General features: G+C 59.5%; 15 protein-coding genes. 1 reads left to right on the top strand and 14 read right to left on the bottom strand.

All coding sequences use genetic code 11. From position 1 onward, the window contains the following. Positions 1-13 precede the first annotated feature (13 nt). Positions 14-2,200: an OsmC domain/YcaO domain-containing protein gene (locus tag J3A98_RS13445; protein WP_209966721.1), complete on the top strand. Its 2,187-nt coding sequence runs from the start codon at positions 14-16 to the stop codon at positions 2,198-2,200. Between the two features lie 209 nt (positions 2,201-2,409). Here the strand turns inward: J3A98_RS13445 and J3A98_RS13440 are convergent, their stop codons facing one another. The 14 genes from J3A98_RS13440 to tssB form a co-directional block, all read right to left on the bottom strand. Next, positions 2,410-3,288, bottom strand: a complete 879-nt coding sequence (locus J3A98_RS13440) for a DUF6708 domain-containing protein (RefSeq protein ID WP_209966719.1) — start codon at positions 3,286-3,288, stop codon at positions 2,410-2,412. Positions 3,289-3,292: 4 nt separating this feature from the next. After that, positions 3,293-6,283 carry a T6SS effector BTH_I2691 family protein gene (locus J3A98_RS13435; protein ID WP_209966717.1) on the bottom strand — a complete coding sequence of 997 codons (2,991 nt, stop codon included), beginning with the start codon at positions 6,281-6,283 and terminating at the stop codon, positions 3,293-3,295. Beyond that, on the bottom strand, positions 6,276-7,199 hold the full coding sequence (locus J3A98_RS13430; RefSeq protein WP_209966715.1) for a DUF4123 domain-containing protein: 924 nt from the start codon (positions 7,197-7,199) through the stop codon (positions 6,276-6,278). The genes J3A98_RS13435 and J3A98_RS13430 overlap by 8 nt, the downstream gene beginning before the upstream one ends. Further along, a complete protein-coding gene (gene tssI / locus J3A98_RS13425) occupies positions 7,196-9,364 on the bottom strand; it encodes a type VI secretion system tip protein TssI/VgrG (RefSeq protein WP_209966713.1) in 2,169 nt (722 codons plus the stop codon). The genes J3A98_RS13430 and tssI overlap by 4 nt, the downstream gene beginning before the upstream one ends. A 75-nt stretch (positions 9,365-9,439) precedes the next feature. After that, on the bottom strand, positions 9,440-9,955 hold the full coding sequence (locus J3A98_RS13420; protein WP_209966711.1) for an Hcp family type VI secretion system effector: 516 nt from the start codon (positions 9,953-9,955) through the stop codon (positions 9,440-9,442). 133 nt (positions 9,956-10,088) lie between these two features. Beyond that, positions 10,089-10,958, bottom strand: a complete 870-nt coding sequence (icmH, locus tag J3A98_RS13415; protein WP_209966709.1) for a type IVB secretion system protein IcmH/DotU — start codon at positions 10,956-10,958, stop codon at positions 10,089-10,091. 1 nt (position 10,959) lies between these two features. Continuing rightward, the gene (gene tssK / locus J3A98_RS13410) at positions 10,960-12,297 is read right to left on the bottom strand and encodes a type VI secretion system baseplate subunit TssK (RefSeq protein ID WP_209966707.1); all 1,338 of its coding nucleotides are present in this window, start codon (positions 12,295-12,297) and stop codon (positions 10,960-10,962) included. Between the two features lie 55 nt (positions 12,298-12,352). Then, entirely contained in the window at positions 12,353-13,150 is a 798-nt protein-coding gene (tssJ, locus tag J3A98_RS13405) for a type VI secretion system lipoprotein TssJ (protein ID WP_209966705.1), read from the bottom strand. After that, complete coding sequence (locus J3A98_RS13400) at positions 13,147-13,716, bottom strand: FHA domain-containing protein (RefSeq protein ID WP_209966703.1); 570 nt, start codon at positions 13,714-13,716, stop codon at positions 13,147-13,149. Before J3A98_RS13400 ends, tssJ begins: the two co-directional genes overlap by 4 nt. Beyond that, positions 13,713-14,729: a type VI secretion system baseplate subunit TssG gene (gene tssG / locus J3A98_RS13395; protein ID WP_209966700.1), complete on the bottom strand. Its 1,017-nt coding sequence runs from the start codon at positions 14,727-14,729 to the stop codon at positions 13,713-13,715. Before tssG ends, J3A98_RS13400 begins: the two co-directional genes overlap by 4 nt. Next, positions 14,693-16,459, bottom strand: a complete 1,767-nt coding sequence (tssF, locus tag J3A98_RS13390; RefSeq protein ID WP_209966698.1) for a type VI secretion system baseplate subunit TssF — start codon at positions 16,457-16,459, stop codon at positions 14,693-14,695. The genes tssG and tssF overlap by 37 nt, the downstream gene beginning before the upstream one ends. Positions 16,460-16,462: 3 nt before the next feature. Further along, the gene (gene tssE, locus J3A98_RS13385) at positions 16,463-16,873 is read right to left on the bottom strand and encodes a type VI secretion system baseplate subunit TssE (protein ID WP_010953542.1); all 411 of its coding nucleotides are present in this window, start codon (positions 16,871-16,873) and stop codon (positions 16,463-16,465) included. Then, on the bottom strand, positions 16,870-18,360 hold the full coding sequence (gene tssC, locus J3A98_RS13380) for a type VI secretion system contractile sheath large subunit (RefSeq protein WP_176684148.1): 1,491 nt from the start codon (positions 18,358-18,360) through the stop codon (positions 16,870-16,872). Before tssC ends, tssE begins: the two co-directional genes overlap by 4 nt. Before the next feature lie 17 nt (positions 18,361-18,377). Further along, the gene (gene tssB, locus J3A98_RS13375) at positions 18,378-18,881 is read right to left on the bottom strand and encodes a type VI secretion system contractile sheath small subunit (RefSeq protein ID WP_209966696.1); all 504 of its coding nucleotides are present in this window, start codon (positions 18,879-18,881) and stop codon (positions 18,378-18,380) included. Between the last annotated feature and the right edge of the window lie 194 nt (positions 18,882-19,075).

Raw genomic sequence — 19,075 nt, 5'->3', positions numbered from 1 at the left:
ACGGTAATCCCGCATGGAAATCAAGGTCAATTTTCTCGACAATCTCCGTCTCGAAGCCAAATTCGATGACTTCACGGTGATCGCCGACCAACCTATCCGCTACAAAGGCGATGGTTCGGCCCCAGGCCCTTTCGACTATTTCCTGGCGTCTTCGGCCTTGTGCGCGGCTTACTTCGTCAAGCTGTACTGCCAGACCCGCGATATTCCCACCGAAAACATCCGCCTGTCGCAAAATAACATCGTCGACCCGGAAAACCGCTACAACCAGATCTTCAAGATCCAGGTCGAACTGCCCGAGGACATCTCCGACAAGGACCGCCAGGGCATCCTGCGCTCCATCGACCGCTGCACGGTGAAAAAGGTGGTGCAGACCGGCCCTGAGTTCGTGATCGAAGTGGTCGACAACCTCGATGCCGATGCCCAGGGGCTGCTGATGCCGGTGTCGGACACCAGCACCTATATCCCCGGCAAGGACCTGCCGCTGGAGCAGACCATTGCCAACATGTCGGGCATTCTTGCCGGGCTGGGGATGAAGATCGAGATCGCCTCGTGGCGCAACATTGTGCCCAACGTCTGGTCGCTGCACGTACGCGATGCGCAGTCGCCGATGTGCTTTACCAACGGTAAAGGGGCCACCAAGGAGGCTGCGCTGGCCTCGGCGCTGGGCGAGTTCATCGAGCGCCTCAACTGCAACTTCTTCTACAACGACCAGTTCTGGGGCGAAGACCTGGCCAATGCGTCGTTCGTGCACTACCCGAACGAGCAGTGGTTCAAGCCGGGCCCGCGCGACGCGTTGCCGGCCGAGATCCTCGATGAGCACTGCCTGGCGATCTACAACCCTGACGGGGAGCTGCGTGGTTCGCACCTGTATGACACCAACTCGGGTAACACGGCGCGGGGCATCTGTTCGCTGCCGTTCGTGCGCCAGTCCGACCAGCAGGTGGTGTACTTCCCGTCCAACCTGATCGAAAACCTGTTCCTCAGCAATGGCATGAGTGCGGGCAACACCTTGGCTGAGGCGCAGGTGCAGTGCCTGTCGGAAATCTTCGAGCGCGCGGTGAAGCGCGAAATCCTCGAAGGCGAGTTGTGCCTGCCGGACGTGCCGCAAGAGGTGCTGGCCAAATACCCGGCGATCCTCGCTGGCATCCAGGGCCTGGAAGAGCAAGGCTTCCCGGTGCTGGTCAAGGATGCGTCGCTGGGGGGCGAGTTCCCGGTCATGTGCGTGACCTTGATGAACCCGCGCACGGGTGGCGTGTTTGCCTCGTTCGGTGCCCACCCGAGCCTGGAAGTGGCGCTGGAGCGCAGCCTCACCGAACTGCTGCAGGGCCGCAGCTTCGAAGGCCTGAACGACCTGCCGCAACCCACCTTCGAAAGCCACGCGCTGACCGAGCCGAACAACTTCGTCGAGCATTTCATCGACTCTAGCGGCGTGGTGTCGTGGCGCTTCTTCAGCGCCAAGTCCGACTTCGAATTCGTCGAGTGGGACTTCTCCGGGCACGGCGAGGACTCCAACCAGCAGGAGGCCGCGACCCTGTTCGGCATCCTCGAAGACCTGGGCAAGGAAGTGTACATGGCGGTGTACGACAACCTTGGCGCCACCGCGTGCCGCATCCTGGTACCGGGCTATTCGGAAATCTACCCCGTCGAGGACCTGATCTGGGACAACACCAACCGCGCCTTGTCGTTCCGTGCCGACATCCTCAACCTGCACAGCCTCGACAGCCGCTCGCTGAAGCTGCTGCTCAAGCGCCTGGACAACTGCGATGTGGATGACTACACCACCATCACCACGCTGATTGGTGTGGAGTTCGACGAGAACACAGTGTGGGGCCAACTGACCATTCTCGAACTGAAGTTGCTGATCTGCCTCGCGGTGCAGCGTTTCGAGGACGCCAAGGAACTGGTCGAGGCATTCTTGCAGTTCAACGACAACACCGTAGACCGCGGCCTGTTCTACCAGGCGCTGAACGTGGTGCTGGAAGTGCAGCTGGATGACGAACTGGAGATGGATGACTACGAAGCCAACTTCCGCCGTATGTTCGGCAATGCGCGCATGGACGCGGTATTGGGTTCGGTGGACGGCAGTGTGCGCTTCCATGGTCTGACCCCGACCAGCATGAAGCTCGAAGGCCTTGATCGCCACCTGCGCCTGATCGACAGCTACAAGAAGCTGCACGCGGCCCGGGCCAAGTTCGCCTGACAGGCGCTGCGCCCAATCATCGCCGGCAAGCCAGCGCCACAGGTATTGCACCGCTCTTGAGATTTGTGCTGAACCTGTGGGCGCTGGCTTGCCTGCGATAAGTCAGGAGTCGTCCTACAGCCCTTTGATCTGGGCGCCATCCCCATTCTGTCTTGCCGCGTTGCCATCCAGGCGCATAGCGTTCTCTTCCTATCCACTTCAGGTGGTGACTATTCGGGCTTAGCAGGCCCACCTTCGAAAGCCTCCGCCGGTGGTGGCGCTGCACGGACATTGAAAAGCTTGCAGACACAGTACCAACAGAGAGCGACGGTCAGGTTGTAGGGGAACAGCACCGCCCAGAACGGCAATTGCCAGTTCTTTTTGCCCTGCATTTCACCGGGCTCACCGGTTCGCCAAGGGGCGTAGTGGCGCCAGGCTTCTGCCGGGGTCAGGCAGATGGCGTGCAGTGGCTTGTGCCACCAGTTGGGTTCACCGGGCGGGGGGAGTTTGTCCGGGCCGTGGTCCATGAAGTGGCGGAGGTATTCCCATACCTCGGCTACATGCTTGACGCCGGGTTCGGTGGGTTCGTTGCTGTCGACCCAGAGGCAGTCTTTTTGATGCAGGCTGCCGTCTTCGCGGCGGGGGGCGAAGGCGAGGGCATAGCTGGTGCTGAATGATGAGCCGCCGAATTCTGTGCGACTGAAAAGACCGCCTGCGACTTGGCTCCAGTCAAATATTATGAGTTTTTTGAATCGCTTATAGTAGATTTTCTTTTTGTGTCGATTTAAATATATGTTCGATAAGTTTTTTATGAAAAGTATTCTGTAGGCTAAGAATGGGGTAAAAATAAAGGGGAGTGAGATCAGGATGGCAACGAAAATGTCGCCGCCGTTGATTGAGTAGTCTATATTTTCATTAATGAGATTGTAGCATGATAATATCCAGGTGAATAGAAACATGGCAGTGTAGATTTTTCCCATGAATACAGAGTCGGACACCCAAGGGTTGCGCAGGCATAAGTGTGAACTGGTTGTTTGAATAAGTTGTCCGGAAATTTTTGGCTTGAATCCTGAATTGTGGGCTTGATTAAAAAGCCAGATAGTCGCCATAGGTTTAGCGTTCCAGATGAATAGTGGTAGTAGAAGGAGTGTCGTCATCCAGTCCTTGGTTGACATAGTAGTTAATCGTTAGAGTGGCAGACCTGATTTGTCTAGCATCAGTTTTGTAATGAAGTAATAAACCTGCTTGGGTGATATGGCAGTCAGGGGTTATTTGGAGTGGGGTTGTCTGCCTGTCGAGATTCTGGCTCACTAAACTCCCTGACCATTCGCTTTGACCTACTACGAATTCTGGTAAAAGTATAGTTAGCTCGAGTGTTGCGTTTTGTTTAGTGACCTGGGTATGGATAATTGTTGCCCAGTCAGGTGTTGGCCATTTGTTATTTATATCCAAATGTGTCGTTAGGGCGCCTAAGCCGAGCTGCTCAGAGTACGGTGCCAACAATGCTTTCGGTGAGAAAAATTCAATCTGCCATGACTTGATTTCTTCGTGAATGTGGCGAAAGGGTGGCAATTTTTTATCAAAGTCTAACTTTATATTCTCCCGTATTTCTCCATCGTTTTCCCTTGTCCCGAAGATGCTTCTGCTGGCCCATAATTCTAAAGGGCTGTGAAGGCGGGAGTGAGCTTTTGAGTAGAGGAATAGACCTCCACCGATCAAAGTTGCTCCGATCAGGGCGATTCCAGCTGCTGTCCAGCCTGCAAAGGGAATGAGGACTGTCATGCCTGCGATGGCAAGGCTTCCTTCTAGAACAAGAATCGAACCTAAAGCAGTAGTCGCGCTGGCGGCCGCTGTATATAAGCCTGAAATAAGATTGCCGTTCTGCCATTGACGTACTGCCTTAAAAATATCTGAGGAAAACCCAATTATTATTGCCGGGTAGCCTGATGCCCGCGCGAAAAGATTACTCGTCAGAAAGTTGATGATGCCGTTACCAAAGGCCATGCCTGGCGCCGTTGAGATCCACTTCAACATCATGGCCTTTTGCGTCGCCCGCACGCTGACCAATGTCGCCGCCGCTGCACCGATCACCCCGAAAACAGATGAAGCGAACCCCAGGGTGTATTCCGGTGCATCGCTCTTCTGCAGGCTGCTGTACGCCGTCTTGAGCGATAAGATGTTGAACCACAGCATCCCCGCGTTTAAACCGCCACCACCGCCGGAGGTGAGCAACCCAAGGAAGTTGGGTTTCACCCGCGCAGTGGTGGTCAGCTCGATGGACACCGTGCGGCTTCCTGATATGCGCAACGCTTTCATCTCTTCAACCTGCGTCATGCCGCTCTTCAAATACCGCTGCACCTCCTGGCTAAAGGGATTTTCCGTAATGGCCTGCTCGGTGATTCGATAGCGTGCCGCCAACAACCCCAGCGCTTTCTCGGCATTGGCCTCACGCGCAGCCAGCAACACTTGCTGGCGCAGGCCATGGCTGGCATCCCAGCGGGTCTGGCCACGCAGGCGCTTGAGCACCACGGTATTGACCGACTGGGCGGTGAGGTCGGTGATGTTCGCCATGGCCGGGAAGCGACCAGCCAGCCCTTCGATCACATTGTCGCTGGCGCCGAACATGGAGCCGATCGAATCGGCTTTGTCCTTGAACGGGTTGAACGGCGCCAAGGCGGTGTAAAGCGGGCTGTCGTGCTGGTCCAGCCATTGCTCCAGGCGTTTGAAGCGCCGGTCATGATCTTCGGTGCCGGGTGTCGGCTGGCCCATCGGGTGAATCAGCAATGCCAGTGAGATTTCCAGACCGCGGGCGGAGGTGCGTTCGTCGCGGTCGTAACAGGCCAAGGCGGCTGCCAGGCTGTAGGGGTTATCGATGTCTTGGGATTCGGCCGTCGCCAGCCAGGCGTCATGATCGTTGCTGGCTTGCAAGGCCAGGTTGCGCAGGGCGGCAATGCGCCGTTCCAGCGCGTCGCGTTCGGCGAGGAAGCGCCGGTATTTGTCGACATCGAGGCGCTGTGCCAGGCGCGCGCCATTGGGGGAATAATCTTCATGGGTGAGGGCCTGGAAGTGTGACTCGGCCGGTGACAGGGCGGGCCCCCGGCGTGACGTGCCAAGCCTGAACGCGGCCAGTTCCGGTGAAGGGGCATCCGCCGGGTACAGGCTTTCCAGCGTCTTGTTCAACAGCATGGCGACCAAATTGCGATGGTGAAAGTCGCGGCTTTGCGGGCTGAGCTGTTCGGCATCCAGCCGGTAGCATGCCGGCACGCGCTCCTGCTCGGGAGGTTGGGCGGGTTTTGTGTGTTCCAGTTGCTCGGCCGGCATCAGGTCACGCAGTTGATGCTGGTAGGCCGAGACCGACAGGCTCAGGTCCAGGGCCATGCCTTCGGCATCGGCGAGCGCCACTACCACCGGCACTTTCGGTTGGGTCCAGGGGTAGTGGCGGGCGATGGCAGTGAGGTTGCCGATGGGCAAGGTTTCGGTGATCGGGTCGCTACTCCAGGTCAGCGGCATGCGCCGCTCTGTCGGTTTGAAGTCTTCGACCCAGGTTTGCAGGGCACTCACTGGCAACACATGGGGCTGGGTGGACGGCACCTGGTTGCCGCTGACCAGCTCGGCCATGTCCAGCTGGTGCATGTGCCGTTTGCGCAGGGCTGCCGAGCCGGTGATACGGGCGGTGATGGCGTTGGTCCACAGGTGCGGGCTGTAGCCGATCCACACTTCCTTGGCGGAGTCCTGACAGGTGTCAGCCCACACCCAGCCCATGCTCTGGCCGGACAGGTAGCGCTCACGCCGGTGGTAGTCCTCCAGCCCTTGGTAGCGCAGCTCCTTGTAGAGGCCCACGCCGACGTGCTCATGAATGACCAGCTTTTCGCCCAAAGGGCCTTTCATGAACACGTAGACATAGCCTGGGCGCAAGGCGCGGAGGGTGTAGGCCGAGTGCTGCAGCGGAGTGAAGCCTTGTTCCAGGTTGAAGCCTGCATCGACATAGCGGCAGGCGGGGGCGCCGCCGGTGCGGGGTACGATGGCGTAGCGCACTGGCAGGATGGGCACGCGTGCGCTGCAGGCAGGGCCGGAGGTGGCGCGGCTGACGGAGGCGTTAGTCATGGGCAGGCTCCTTGCTTTCGACCAGTGCCTGGAGCTCGCGAAGGCGGGCCTGCGGCGACTCTTCGAGGTTGGTGTAGATTTTTCCCGCCTTGTCATTGCTCATCAGCCACATGTGCCCGGCTATCAGCCGAATGAATTGGCCCGCAACTTCCTCGCTCCGGAAATTGAGGGCTGTCAGTTGCGGCAGGAGTGTTTCTATCCAGAGGCGTATGTCCGCCAAGGTATGGTGGGCATGGGGCGGCATGGCCAGGACCTCATGCGCCAATGAGAGGACAAAGTGCTCGTGCATGCCTGCTTGCAGCCGATCAAGTTCAAGCTGCTGGAGGGTTAAAGGCAGTGCTGATTTTGAGCGGGCAGCAATCGGCTTGTTTTCGTGTGTTTTCCACTCATGAGCCGGCCCCCAGTTGACTCGCCATGCCAACCGAGACACCGGGCCAAGCCAGGCCTTGCGATGGTCGTCGTCCAGCGCATTCAGCCAGGCTGCCAGATGGTCCGGTGTGACATGGTGAGTGGCAACGCTCTGGTCAGGGAGCACGACCTGCACCAGGCTGGTGAAGTGGTCTGCCAGCGCTGCCAGGCCAACCTCGGCATCCAGCGCGATGGCGCCACCGATAGGCATCCAGGTCGTGATTGCATGGGCAAGCAGCTCGTGAGCGTCTGCAACGTCCACCAGCAAAGGCCCAAACTCATGACGGTCATCCAGGGCGCTGCTCTTCCATAACCATGCCTTTTGAGTATTCCGGCTGACAGCGTTTATAAGGTCGAGTACCGATGGGGCATAAGCAGGAACCAGTTCACCTTCCTGCGGGATGGGCCGATAGGCCCAGTTCTCGATTGCACTGGTCATGAGCAGCAGAAAGCGGCAGTTGTGAGCGAAGTCTTCGCTACGCGGAGGAGGTGATGACAAGGTGGTCATTGGACTTGCCCTCGGATACAGCGGCAATCGGGCAGGGGGCAGGAGCCATCAGGGCGGCGCCCACACAGGCGCTCCAGCGGCTTGCCAGTGTTCGGTGCACTGCTGATGGAAAAGGGGCTTGTCGTCCCATTTGCCGACTTGAGCATCTGGCCGGTGATGCGAATCGTCGGGCTGTCCAGCGTGATGCCTGTTTCGTCGATTCGAATGGAGCCCCCAGGGCCTTGAATGACCACGGCTTCCGATGCTCGAAGTTCATAACGGCGTGTACGTCTGCGGATATCCCCACGGGCTTCCAGCTCGGCATGCCCTTCGACCCGTTGCTCGAAGTTGCCACCGATACGGGTGTGGTGATTGGCGGCGATCTGGTCGTGACGGTGATTGCCGATGTTTTCGACACGGTCCTTGGCGATCCTGATCGTGTGGTTTCTACCGATGTCGAGCGCGGCATCCTGCCCAATGGTGATGCGCTCGTCATTGCCAACCGTTTCCGTACGGTCGTGGCCGATCAGGATCGATTCGTCGTTATCGACCTGCTCTTTGCGGTCATTGCCGACCTGCGTAGTCTCATCGTGCTTGACCACATTGTTCTGGTCCCTCTGGGCATGAATGAACACTTCCTCCTGGCCCAGTTCGTCCTCGAAGCGCAGCTCGTTGAAGCCATCGCCCTTGTGGGTCTGGCTTTTGATGGTCATGCGGGTCTTGTGGCGGGGAAGGTCGTAGGGTGGCAGTTGGTTACCGCAGTAAGTACGGCCGGTGATCATCGGCTGATCGGGGTCGCCGTTGACGTAGTGGATGATCACGTCCTGGCCAATCCGTGGGATGGCCATCGAGCCCCAGCTGCCACCGGCCCAGCCTTGGGATACGCGTACCCAGCAGGAGCTGAACGCGTTGTCCTGGCTTTCTCTGTCCCAGGGGAAGCTGACCTTGACCCGGCCCCATTCGTCGCAGTAGATCTCTTCACCGGGCGGCCCGACCACAGTGGCCATGTGCGGGCCGTCAACGCGTGGTTTGGGCAACGGAGCTGGGCGCCACTCGGTTCTGCCTGGCACCAGTACCGCTTTTTGCTCGTAACGTGTGCCTTGGTCGGCCCCGGCAGCTTCTTCCTGCAGGCTGGTGAACTGACTGCCTTCGTGGCGGACCGTGCTGACCCGCCAATGCACATTCAGGTCTTCGCGTGGGTGGCCGGTCAGGGTGAAACTGAGCCCCGGTTGCAGGCGCACGTCATCGCCCTGGACCTCGGCAATACGCACGTCATGGCGCAGCGCTGTGATGCGGCTTTCGGTGAACGGCTTGCCAACGGCATCGCGTTTGTAACGGCCGGGGTAGTCGAAGCACTCATAGTCCGTGGACTGGTGCTCAAGATAGGGGCCTGAGGCCCTGTGTTCCTGACGATAGGCCGGGTGGGTGAAGGTGTAGTCGCGTTGAACCTGCCGTGCAGTACGCACTTGTTCGCTGTAGCGCAAGCGCCGTAGGCACGGTTGAGGCTGGTCGCCGCCGTGGTTGGAATGGTACAGCACGGTGTCCGGGGCTGACGGTTCACGCTCACGGGAGAAGCCTTCGGCGTCGTCCTCGTGTTTGATGACACCGTGACTTATCAGGCCGAGTGACTGCAGTCTGTCGGTGATGATCAGCTTATGGCGTTTTTCATTGTGCTCGAAGCGGTAGACGAAGCCTTCTTCGGCCGCCAGGCGGGCGATGAAGTCGAGATCGGTTTCGCCGGCTTGTACGCAGAATTCGCGCACCTGATGGTCCATGCTGGCGCGTAGTTCGTACTGGTCGATGCCCTGGCGCTTGAGCATCAGCTCGAGAATTTGCGGCACGGTCTTCTGTTGGAAGATGCGCCAGTTCGAGCGCAGGTTGGCCCGTGCCAGTTGGGGCTCGACCAGCGCGTGGTAGTAGGTGCGGTAGAAGCCGCTTTCAGCCTGGCTGAAACGGCTGACAAGGCCGTGCACGTACCGTACCGGGCGTTCGCCCTCCAGGATGGTGAAGAGCACGGGTTTGTCGAGCAAATGGCCGAAGTCGATATCGTTCTCGAAGCTGATCAGTTTCAGCTCCAGTTCAAAGGGTGCGCTGATGCCCTCTCGGAGTTCGAACGACACCACTTCGAATTCAGCTTTGCCAACCAGCGGCTGGAAGCTGTAACGCACGTCAGATTGGCTAGGCATACACGATCCTTGTCCGCCGTCTGAATATTCGAAAAGCCCAGGCAGAGCACGCCTGCCTAGGGCATTTCAGTGAGATCAGGCGATCGGTTTGCGCCAGTCGTCAGAGCCTTCGGTACCCGCTGTTACGTGGGTCCAGGTGATCTTGCGATACATCATCGCCACTTCCACCAGCTGCGTGTAGTTCGCGTTCTTCGCATTCTGGGCGTGGGGTAGCACGGTGTTGATCTCGACGATGATGGCGTCTTCCAGCTTGGTGGTGAAGAAGTGCTCCTGCTCGCCCACTGCCGAGGTGCGGTACCAGTTGACTTCAACCGTTGGCAGCTTTTCGCCACTGGCCAGCGCTAGGTACATCAGTGGCGTGGCCTTGTTCAGCGAGCTGGTGAAAATGAAGGGCTTGTGGGTCCGTTGCCCGGCCGGTTGACCGCTTTGCGGGTCGGTGGGGACGGTGACTTGGTGCTTGACTTCCTGCACCAGAATTTCATCCTCATGGCCTTCCTGATAAATGTTGCCGACGGAGTCGGAGGTGAAGGCGCCCGCGGTGATGTTGCCTTGTTTCTGGGCTTCGATCTTGATGTAAGCGGGTGTTGGCATGGCAGTTACTCCTGCGTCCATGTGGGTAAAGCACGCGCACCACGGGTGGCGTGGCCATCGGGAGCGATGGGCTTGTCAGCGAGGCAAAAACCTCGCTAATTCGTTGCATTCAGTGGTGCTGTGTCACGGTTGGCTATTGCTGCAAAATGCCGTTCAGCGACTCCAGCACCTCGGTTGTGATCAGGTGCAGGCGATAGCTGTAAATGCTGTAAGCCACCGCCATGGCGATGGCGGAAATCACCAAGGGGCTCCACCAGGGCCATTGCCGGCTCATGCGGAAGTTGCGTGGGGCCACATTGGTGTAGGGGTCGCAGACTTCTTCGGGGGTGGGGCCGCGCAGTTCGCGGATGATCCCGTGCAGTTGGTGAATCAGTGCATTGAGTTTTTCTTCGCCTTTCGGCGCGAGCGCGTACTTGCCCTTCAGCCCAAGGCACAGGGCGTAGTACATGAACTCAAGTACGTCCTGATAACGCTTGGGCTCCTGCATCAGGCGGGTAATCACCGTGAAGATTTTTTCCCCACCCCAGGTCTCGTCGTGGAAGATGCTAAGCAGCGGCTCCTGGCTCCAGCAGCTGCTCTTGCCCCAGGGCCGCTCCATAACGGCCTCGTCTATGAACAGGCACAGACCGTAGGAGTACGCCAGCAACTGAGCCGGCTCGTAACCGTGCTGGCGCATTTCTTCCTGAATGTTGTCGATCTGGCTGCGTACTTGCTGGTGCACGTCCTGGATGTTCGGCAGCTCGTCCAGCGTACGCAGGCGTATAACCAAGCCGAACAACGGTGATGCGGCATCCAGCATCAGGTTGGCGAAGCCGCCCCGCAGTTGAAATTCCGGGTCAGCGGGGTAGCCTTCGGAAACGGGCTCTGGCTCAGGTTTGTCCGTGGATACTTGCGCATTGCTTGCCGCAGCCCGGGGGGCGGGTACTGGCTGTTCAAGGGTTGAATCAAGCGCGTTGACTGCAGCGTTGTTTTCGTCGGTGGGCGTGTTGTTGTCTTTTCCCATGTCACTCACTCCTGATCGCCCAGAACTGCAGTTCAAGCCCTGGGAAGTCGCCCGCAATGTGGATGCCGAAGCCATTCGCCTTGCTCATGCACGCCCAGGCCGGGTCACGTCGGTCCAGCTCGAAGTAGCTGAAGCCCGCATGGAAGGGCAGGTCGCGGGGCGCCACGGGTAATGGCAACAAAGGGATGCCCGGCAATTGCAGCGGCACCAGGTCATTCAGTGACTCAAGTGAGGTGATCTTGGCTTTCTGGATGAACATCTGGCGCAACGCCTGTGGTGGCATGCTGGCGCGCACGGCGAGGATGAAGTCGGCTTCGTCGATCAGCCGGCGGTCTTCCAGCGTGGTCGTCATCACGCCGAATTGTTCGCTCTCCAGCGGCAGTGAAACAGCGCGCGGCCGCAAGACGGTGCTCAGAGACCGGCGCAAGGTATCTTCCAGCGGTTTGAAAGACGTGCGCAGTGCGGTGTGGTGATAGGCGGGGTACTCCTGCGGCAGCCGGTTCTGGTCGGTGAAGGTGACGAATTCGCCACAGGCCTGGCTCATGCACAGGTACAGCTGCTCGGGGTGCGTTTGCGCTTGCCTGGCCAGATGCTGGAAGCATGGCCACCAACGGTTCATGGCCTGCAGCAGGTTGAAGTCGCGAATGTCGGCGATCCCGGACTGGCCCGATGCACCAATCCGCGTGGCAAGGCCGCGCGCCCGCTCGCGCAAGGTATGGGTGATTTCTTCAAGAAACCGCTGCAGCGCTGGCACCGCCCGCACCGAAACGCTGGTGGGGTAGAACGCTTCGTCCAGTTGCAGGCTGCCGTCGGGGCGCCGTTCCAGAATACGTGCCAGGGCCAGGCGGGTGTAGGCGCTGCTGTCTTCGGTCTTGCGTTTGAGCTGCAGATTGGGCACCGCAAGGTCGATCTGCACCAGGTCACCGTCAGCGGTGTGGGTATCCTTGATTTCCTGTGCCTGGGCGGTATAGCGGAAATTGGCTGCATTGTCGGGCCAGCTCACTTCGCGGCCGCCATCGGTGCGCAGCGGCAGGCACAGATACACCTCACTGTCTTTGCACGCGTCGTCACCGATTTCCAGCGGCGGCGGTGGCGGCAGGTCGGCGGGAATGTCGAACACCGTGCCGTCCGGCATGACGCCTCGCGCCCGGGTGATGGCGACTTTGCCCAGGCTCAGGTATTCGTCGTTCAACTGAAGTTCGCTGAAGCCGTAGAAGGCTGCATTGAGGCTGGCGAGGCGCTGGTGCAGGGCTGCTTCGCTGGCTCTGGCCGCCTGTTGGAAATGCTGCGGTTTGACGAAGAGGCCTTCGGGCCAGAGAACGGGATTGCGTGAACTCATGGGCGCTCCGTGTCAGCGTGAGTAAGCAGGAAGGGCAAAGGGTGGTGAGGCGCCATCAGTCTTCTTCCTTGAGCACGATGTGCGTGTCGTTGACCAACACCGACAGCATGATCTGGCGGCCACGCGGTGGAATGCGCAGTACTTGCCGCCAGCTGGCGTTTTCATGGCCTCGGTAGTCGGCAATCACCGCGACGAAGCGGGTTTCGGCGTGGATGGGTTCGAAGGGGATGTACTTGAACTGGCCAGGGCGCAGCAGGTAGTCGTCACTACGGATATAGGTACTGCGCAGCGCCTTGGCCGGGTCCTGCTCCAGTAGCTGGTACACGGTGTTGCGCAGCAGTGAGTCGTCGCGCAGTTGCAGGATCGTGATGGCAATGGGCGTGGCGACCAGCGCTGAGGCAACGCTTGTGGTGTGCGGCAAGGTCAACGCCACCTGAGGGTCGTCGTAGCTGCCGGGGCCGCTTTCTTCCAAGGGCGAGCGAGCCGGGTCGCTTTCGTCTCCTTCGTCCAGCTCGACGGGGGACATGGCCGGGAATTGCGCTTGCAGGTATTCGAGCAGAATCCCGATTTTTTCGGTCAACGCATAGGGGTCGCCAGCACTCAGGGTCACAGCGTAGGGGCTTGGCTCCAGGGCGCGATCCTGATCGGCTGCGACGTCAAGGCTGTCCGGATTGCCGTTGAGGGTAGGGCTGGCATTGATGCTGAATGCGACCTCGGTCGGGTGATCCTTGGGCGGCCCGATGGGCAACGAGTGGTCCATGGCTACCTGGCTCATTCTGCTCAAAGATGTGCAGCCGGCGGGCCCGACCAGCGCAAGCAGCAGGGGGGCGAGCAGAAGTGGATGAGGCTTCATGGGTATGCTCCGGCAATCAGGCGCTGCAGCGGGCTTTCTCGGAGTGCCCCTTCACCGTCTGCTGCGTCCAGCGCTGCCAGAGGGTCGCTCCCCATGGCTGCTTTGAAGACCGAGCAGATCTCGACGGCTGGTTGGGGGGCAGAAGGCTGTGCCGGCCAAGCGGGTGCGGGCGCTTCGGCTATCAGTCGGTCGAGCACCTTCGGGTCCGGGTTGAACAGGTCCTCCAGCGAGCGTGTGCAGGCCTGATCCCGGGAGTACTGAACCTGTAGGCGATAGGCACCAATGAGAAGCTGGTCACCCTCAACCAGGCGCCTGGGTGGAAGCGGCCCCAGGCTGTTGGCACTGCCATTGACGTAGGTGCGGTGGCAGTGGTCGATCACACAGAAGCTGCCTTCGATCCAGCGGATTTCGCAGTGGATGGGCGCAACGGTCTGATCACGGTCATTGATCTGCCAGTTTGCTCGCCCGCTACCGATGGTGCCGCCCTTGCAATCGAACAGGTGCCGAGCAGTAATGCCGTGCTGCAGTTGGTCGAGGTTGGTGATGCTCAAGGTGACTGTGCTCATGAGCGCCCCCGGATGCGTACAACCGGGCTGATCTGGCCATACCGGTCGTCGACGAAGCTGGTCCAGCCCAGGTATGCGCCCTGGCTGCGGTGCAAGCAGAAGGGTGACAACGCGCTCTGCTTGAGGCGCAGCTCCAGGTCATAGGCCAGCCCGTCACGCAGCAGAAAGTCGATCAGTGCACGCAAACGGCCGAAGTTTATGCCGCTGGGCAGCAAGCCCCGCAGCTGCGTCTGGTCGAGTTCGCTGATCACGATGGTGAACTTGCTGCTGCGGGTGCGCGTGCGGCTGCCGATCATGAACGTGCTGCCCAGCTGGCCGTTGGTCCGCCCCAGGCTTGCAAGCTGCCTGGACGGCGTGACGACTGATCGCGTCTCGAACTCGCGGATGTGCACCTGCTTGAGGTCGAAGCAGTGGGCGATGATGCCGGCGACGGTCCCCGGTGCACGGCTGCGGCTGGCGATCACGCCGGCAAAACTGAGCAGGCGGCTCCAGGGCAGCGCCGTGTCCCCTCGCAACTGCTTGTCGTTAAGCCCCAGCAGGGCAAACATGTACTGCGAGAACCCGTCACTGGCACCTGGCTGGAAGCGGATGTAATAGCGGTACTTGCGCCAGATACGGTGCAACAGGCTGAGCAGGTAATGGTTGAAAAAGTCGAAGAAGGCCGGCCGTACACCGATGTCATGCGCATGTTCATACGCCACCTGTTCCAGGTAATAGGTGGGCAATGGCGAATCGGTACCGTGCAACCCCAGGAATGTGGCAACGATGCGGTAGCGCTCTTCCTCAGCGGGCATTCGCTGGGCTTTGTACACGTCCGATACAGGGAAGGTCAGCCGTGGGTCGCAGGCCAGGCGCACGCGCAGCCGGGTGGCCTTGTCCGGCCAACGCGGTTCCAGGTCATCGCCATGCAGCCCGTGCAACCGCTCCAGCAACTGGAAAAAGTTGTACTGGTGCGCTTTGCAGAGCAGCTTGTCGGCTAGATCAGCGGTTGCTTGCCGGTCTGTATTGGCCATGTGTAGTGCTCGTTATTGGTGGTGTTGATCACTTCCAGCTGGTGGAAGGAATTGATGCTGGCGTACAGGGCGAAGAAGTGCGCGAGCACACAGCTGAACAGGTACAAGTCGCCTTCGCAGAGGAAGGCGGTCTGGTCCAGTTTCAGCCGGGTGTGCAGGCCGCGAATGGGTTGCCCCTTGATCAGCCAATCCATGGGCTGCGTATGAATGTCGCGCATACCTTCCAGGCGTTTACGGGTGGTGCGGGCCTGCTGGATGTCGTGCAGGGCCATGAAGTCGTAGGCGCGGATCACCGCTTTCAGCGGCTCTACCGAGAGCATGGACAGGTAGTTGAGCGACATGTTGGAGATCAATGCCCACTGCAACTGGCCGTCCAGCACCGGGCGACAGGGGCGGGTGGGGATACAGAGATTGGTGTAGGTGGCCAGCGGCGGCGTAAGTTCGCTCAGGACGTTGATATCATCGATGCCTAGCGCCAGCGGTAGGTCCCGATTGGTGCAGGTGAGGTCGATGGACGCGGTTTCCAGCTCGCCTATGTAGTTGTTGGCGTCGGCGCGGACGAAGGCGATTCGATGCATGACGCCATTGCCGTGCAGGCACTCTTCCAGCTGGCAGCGGTAATACAGCGCCGTGCGCCCCTGGACGTGCTCGATTTCATGGGCGAAGGACTCGAAGGGACGGAAGGTCCGAAGGTGCTCACCGGTGTTACCGTCAGTCGTCGTTCGGGTGCTGATAACCTGGTCGACACTGAAGATTTCGTAGCCGTGCGGCGCTGTGCCCTTGGGCTTCAGTGGAACCATGGCGTCCTTGCCGGACAGGTCGATGGGCTCGGCGCTGTGCTGGAACAGGTTGACCGCAGGTGCGCAGAACAGGTTGAAATCTGCTTTGCCGACACGCAACGAGTCGGGTAGCTGGCGCGTGAAGTGAAATTCGAGGCTTACCTGCTGGCTGTCATGAGCTGGCCAGATCTTTTCCAGCCCGGTAACGCTGAAAAAGTGGAAGCGTTGGGGGAACGCGAAGTATTCCTGCAGGATCCGGTAGCCATCAAAGACGTTCTGTGGGTAAGGCAGCAAGGCGTCGTTGGGGCTGAATCCTGGGAATGCGATGCTGTTTGCCGGCAGCCGACGAACCTCGCCATTGATGGTCACGCTGACATGCTTGAGGTATTGAGAAATCCACAGGTAAAGCGTGCGGGCGGTACCGGTATCGCCGCTGAGGTAAAAGTCGAGGCTGGTACAGCCCAGGCTGTTCAACGGCCGCTCGACCAGTGTTTGAAGGCCGATGCAGACCACAGAACGGTCGGATGTCTGGGTGGCGGCCACTGTGTCGATCTCGAACGGATGAATGTTGACCGCTGTGCAGGTGCGGAACTCGCAGGCCACGCCGTCTACCGGTTTCGAGAACAACCGCGACCCCTTGGGAATGCGCTGTGACTGGCTGAGGGATTGCCTCACCGGGCTGAACTTGATGATCGTCGCGCTGGGCAGCGGCCGCAGGTAGTTCGGCCAGAGCAACTGCAGCATGGGCTGGGTCAGCTCTGGCAAGTCGTCTTCCAGCTTCAGCCGTAGTTTGGCGGTCAGGAACGCAAAGGCTTCCATCAGGCGTTCGACATCGGGGTCGCTGGCGCCTTTGCCAAGCAATCGCGCGAGTTGTGGGTTGTCCTTGGCAAAGTCGTTCCCCAGTTCGTGCAGGTAACGCAGTTCTTCGCTGAAACTGTCTCTCAGTGACATCGGTCACCTCACTCGCGTGTAGCGGTTGTGGCCATCGACCAGCAGCTCGAGTTGCAGCTGCTCTGCGTGGTTGTTGACCTGTACCAGGCAATCCAGCCTGAAATGCAGCTCCAGCGGGGCATGGGTATCGGGCACTGCGTTGAGCGTGCGTACCTGTATGCGCGGCTCGAAGCGCTGGAGGGTGCGGCGGATATCCGCGCTCACCTGCACAAGCAAGTCGCCGTTGCTCACGTCATGCCCGTTGAAGTCGCGCAGGCCCAATTCAGGGCTGCTCTGGGAGCACCCCTGGCGGGCATTCAGCAGCGTTTCGAGGTGGCGCTTGATGGCGGCGAACTTGTGGGAAGCGCTCTCGCGTCGGGAGGCCTCCCGGCGGGTGCACTGGTCCACCATCAGGCGATCAAAAAGACCACTCATTGCGTATCGAGCCGCCCGACCAGGGAAATCTCGAAGTTCGCGCCCATGTACTTGAAGTGCGGACGTACGGCGAGCGAAACCTGGTACCAGCCCGGGTCACCCGCAACATCCGATACCTCAATACGCGCGGCACGCAGCGGCCGACGGCTGCGAACGTCGGCAGACGGGTTCTCCTGGTCGGCGACGTACTGCTTGATCCACTTGTTCAGCTCGGACTCAAGGTCACGGCGCTCTTTCCAACTGCCGATCTGCTCGCGCTGCAGCACCTTGATGTAGTGGGCGAGCCGGTTGACGATGAACAGGTAGGGCAACTGGGTACCCAGTTTGTAGTTGGTCTGTGCCTGAAGCCCCTCAGGGGTTTTCGGGAAGTGCTTGGGCTTTTGTACCGAGTTGGCGGAGAAGAACGCGGCGTTGTCGCTGTCTTTGCGCATGGTCAGGGCGATGAAGCCCTCTTCGGCCAGTTCGAACTCCTTGCGGTCGGATATCAGCACCTCGGTAGGAATCTTGGCCTGCAACTGGCCCAGTGATTCGTACAGATGGACCGGCAAGTCTTCGACGGCACCGCCCGATTGGGGGCCGATGATGTTCGGGCACCAGCGGTAGCGGGCGAAGCTGTCGTTGATGCAACTGGCCAACAGGAAAGCAGAATTGCCCCACAGGTAGTTGTCGTGCTGCCCGGCGATGTCTTCGTCGTAGTTGAAGCTCTCGATCGGTTGTTCCTGCGGGTGGTAAGCGGAGCGAAGCATGAAGCGCGGCCCGGTCAGGGCGACGTGGCGGGCGTCTTCGCTTTCACGAAAAGCGCGCCACTTGGCATGCCGTGGGCCGGCGAAGAGGTCTTTTATTTCCTTGAGGTTCGGCAGCTCCTCGAAGCTGTTCAAATTGAAGAACTCGGGGGCAGGTGCGGCAAGAAAAGGGGCATGGGACATGGCGCCAACGGAGGCCATGTAACTTAGCAACTTGATGTCAGGGGAAGAGGGGGCGAAGTTGTAGTTGCCTACCATGGCCGCAATCGGCTCTCCCCCGAATTGGCCATAACCTGCGGTGTAAACATGTTTGTAGATACCACTGCAGGTAATGTCCGCAGCATTCTCGAAGTCGTCGAGCAGGTCCTCTTTAGTGACATGCAAGACTTCAAGCTTGATGTTCTCCCTGAAGTCCGTGCGGTCGACCAGAAGTTTCAGGCTGCGCCAGGATGATTCAAGCTGCTGGAACTCAGGCTGATGCAGAATGGCATCCATTTGTTTGCCGAGAACCCGGTCGATTTCGGCAATCATCTGGTCGGCCCGATGCTTGTTGATCATTTGGTCCGGGTCATTGCTCTTGAGGATTTCGGCGATGAAGGCAGATACGCCCTGCCTGGCAACCTGGTAGCCCTCCTGGGCAGGTACCAGTTTGGTTTCTGCCATGATCTGGTCGAGCAAGGTGGCATTGCTCAACGTGTCGGCCGTTGCGTCTGGGGTGATGGCGGTGCTGCTTGGCTTGGGCATGGGGACGCTCCGTTGTCTCAATCTTTTTCTGGCGCCTCGAGCACCAGGTCCAGTTCTTGGGCGAGCTGTTTACGCGCCTGCTCGTTGTTAAGCAGGTGCTGTAATTGCTTGCGGAAGGCCGGGACGTTGCCCAGCGGGCCCTTCAGGGCGACCAGCGCTTCGCGCAGCTCCAGCAGCCTGTTCAGCTCGGGCACCTGGCGCGCTATCCGGTCTGGTCCGAAATCGTTGATGGACCTGAACTGCAGCTGGACGGCCAGCTCGGTATCCGGGGCGGTGCTGAGCCTGGACGGTACCGTCACGTTCAGGCTTACGTTGGCGTCGTTCAACACGCTGTTGAATGTGTGTTTATCGATGCGCATGACCTGGCGGTCCTCAAGCGCACGGCCGTCATCCAGGCCGAAATCGCCCAGCACCAGCATCTTGTGCGGCAGCTCCACCTCAGCCTGCTCATCGCTGGTAGCGGGCACATACTTGATATTGACGCGCTCTTTTGGCGCGACGGATCCCGTCTTTTTAGGCATCAGTACGCAACTCCCTGTTGGGTTGTAGGATGTTCAGACATAAGTTGTGTTTAGTATTGTCTCGGCCTTGTAGGAAGATTCTTACATGTGTTTGATTGATTAGGTGTTCTGTCCGTTTTCTATAAAAACCATGCAGGGGGAAGTGCTCTTTGGTCGAGCGTGAAGTTGTAAGGAAATATTTGTTTGTGTGCGTT

The sequence above is a fragment of the Pseudomonas sp. BP6 genome (assembly GCF_017875935.1).
In the GTDB taxonomy this organism is placed as follows: Bacteria; Pseudomonadota; Gammaproteobacteria; order Pseudomonadales; family Pseudomonadaceae; genus Aquipseudomonas; species Aquipseudomonas putida_Y.
Note: the sequence above shows the minus strand (reverse complement) of the source record. Positions and strands in the feature narration are given on the sequence as shown.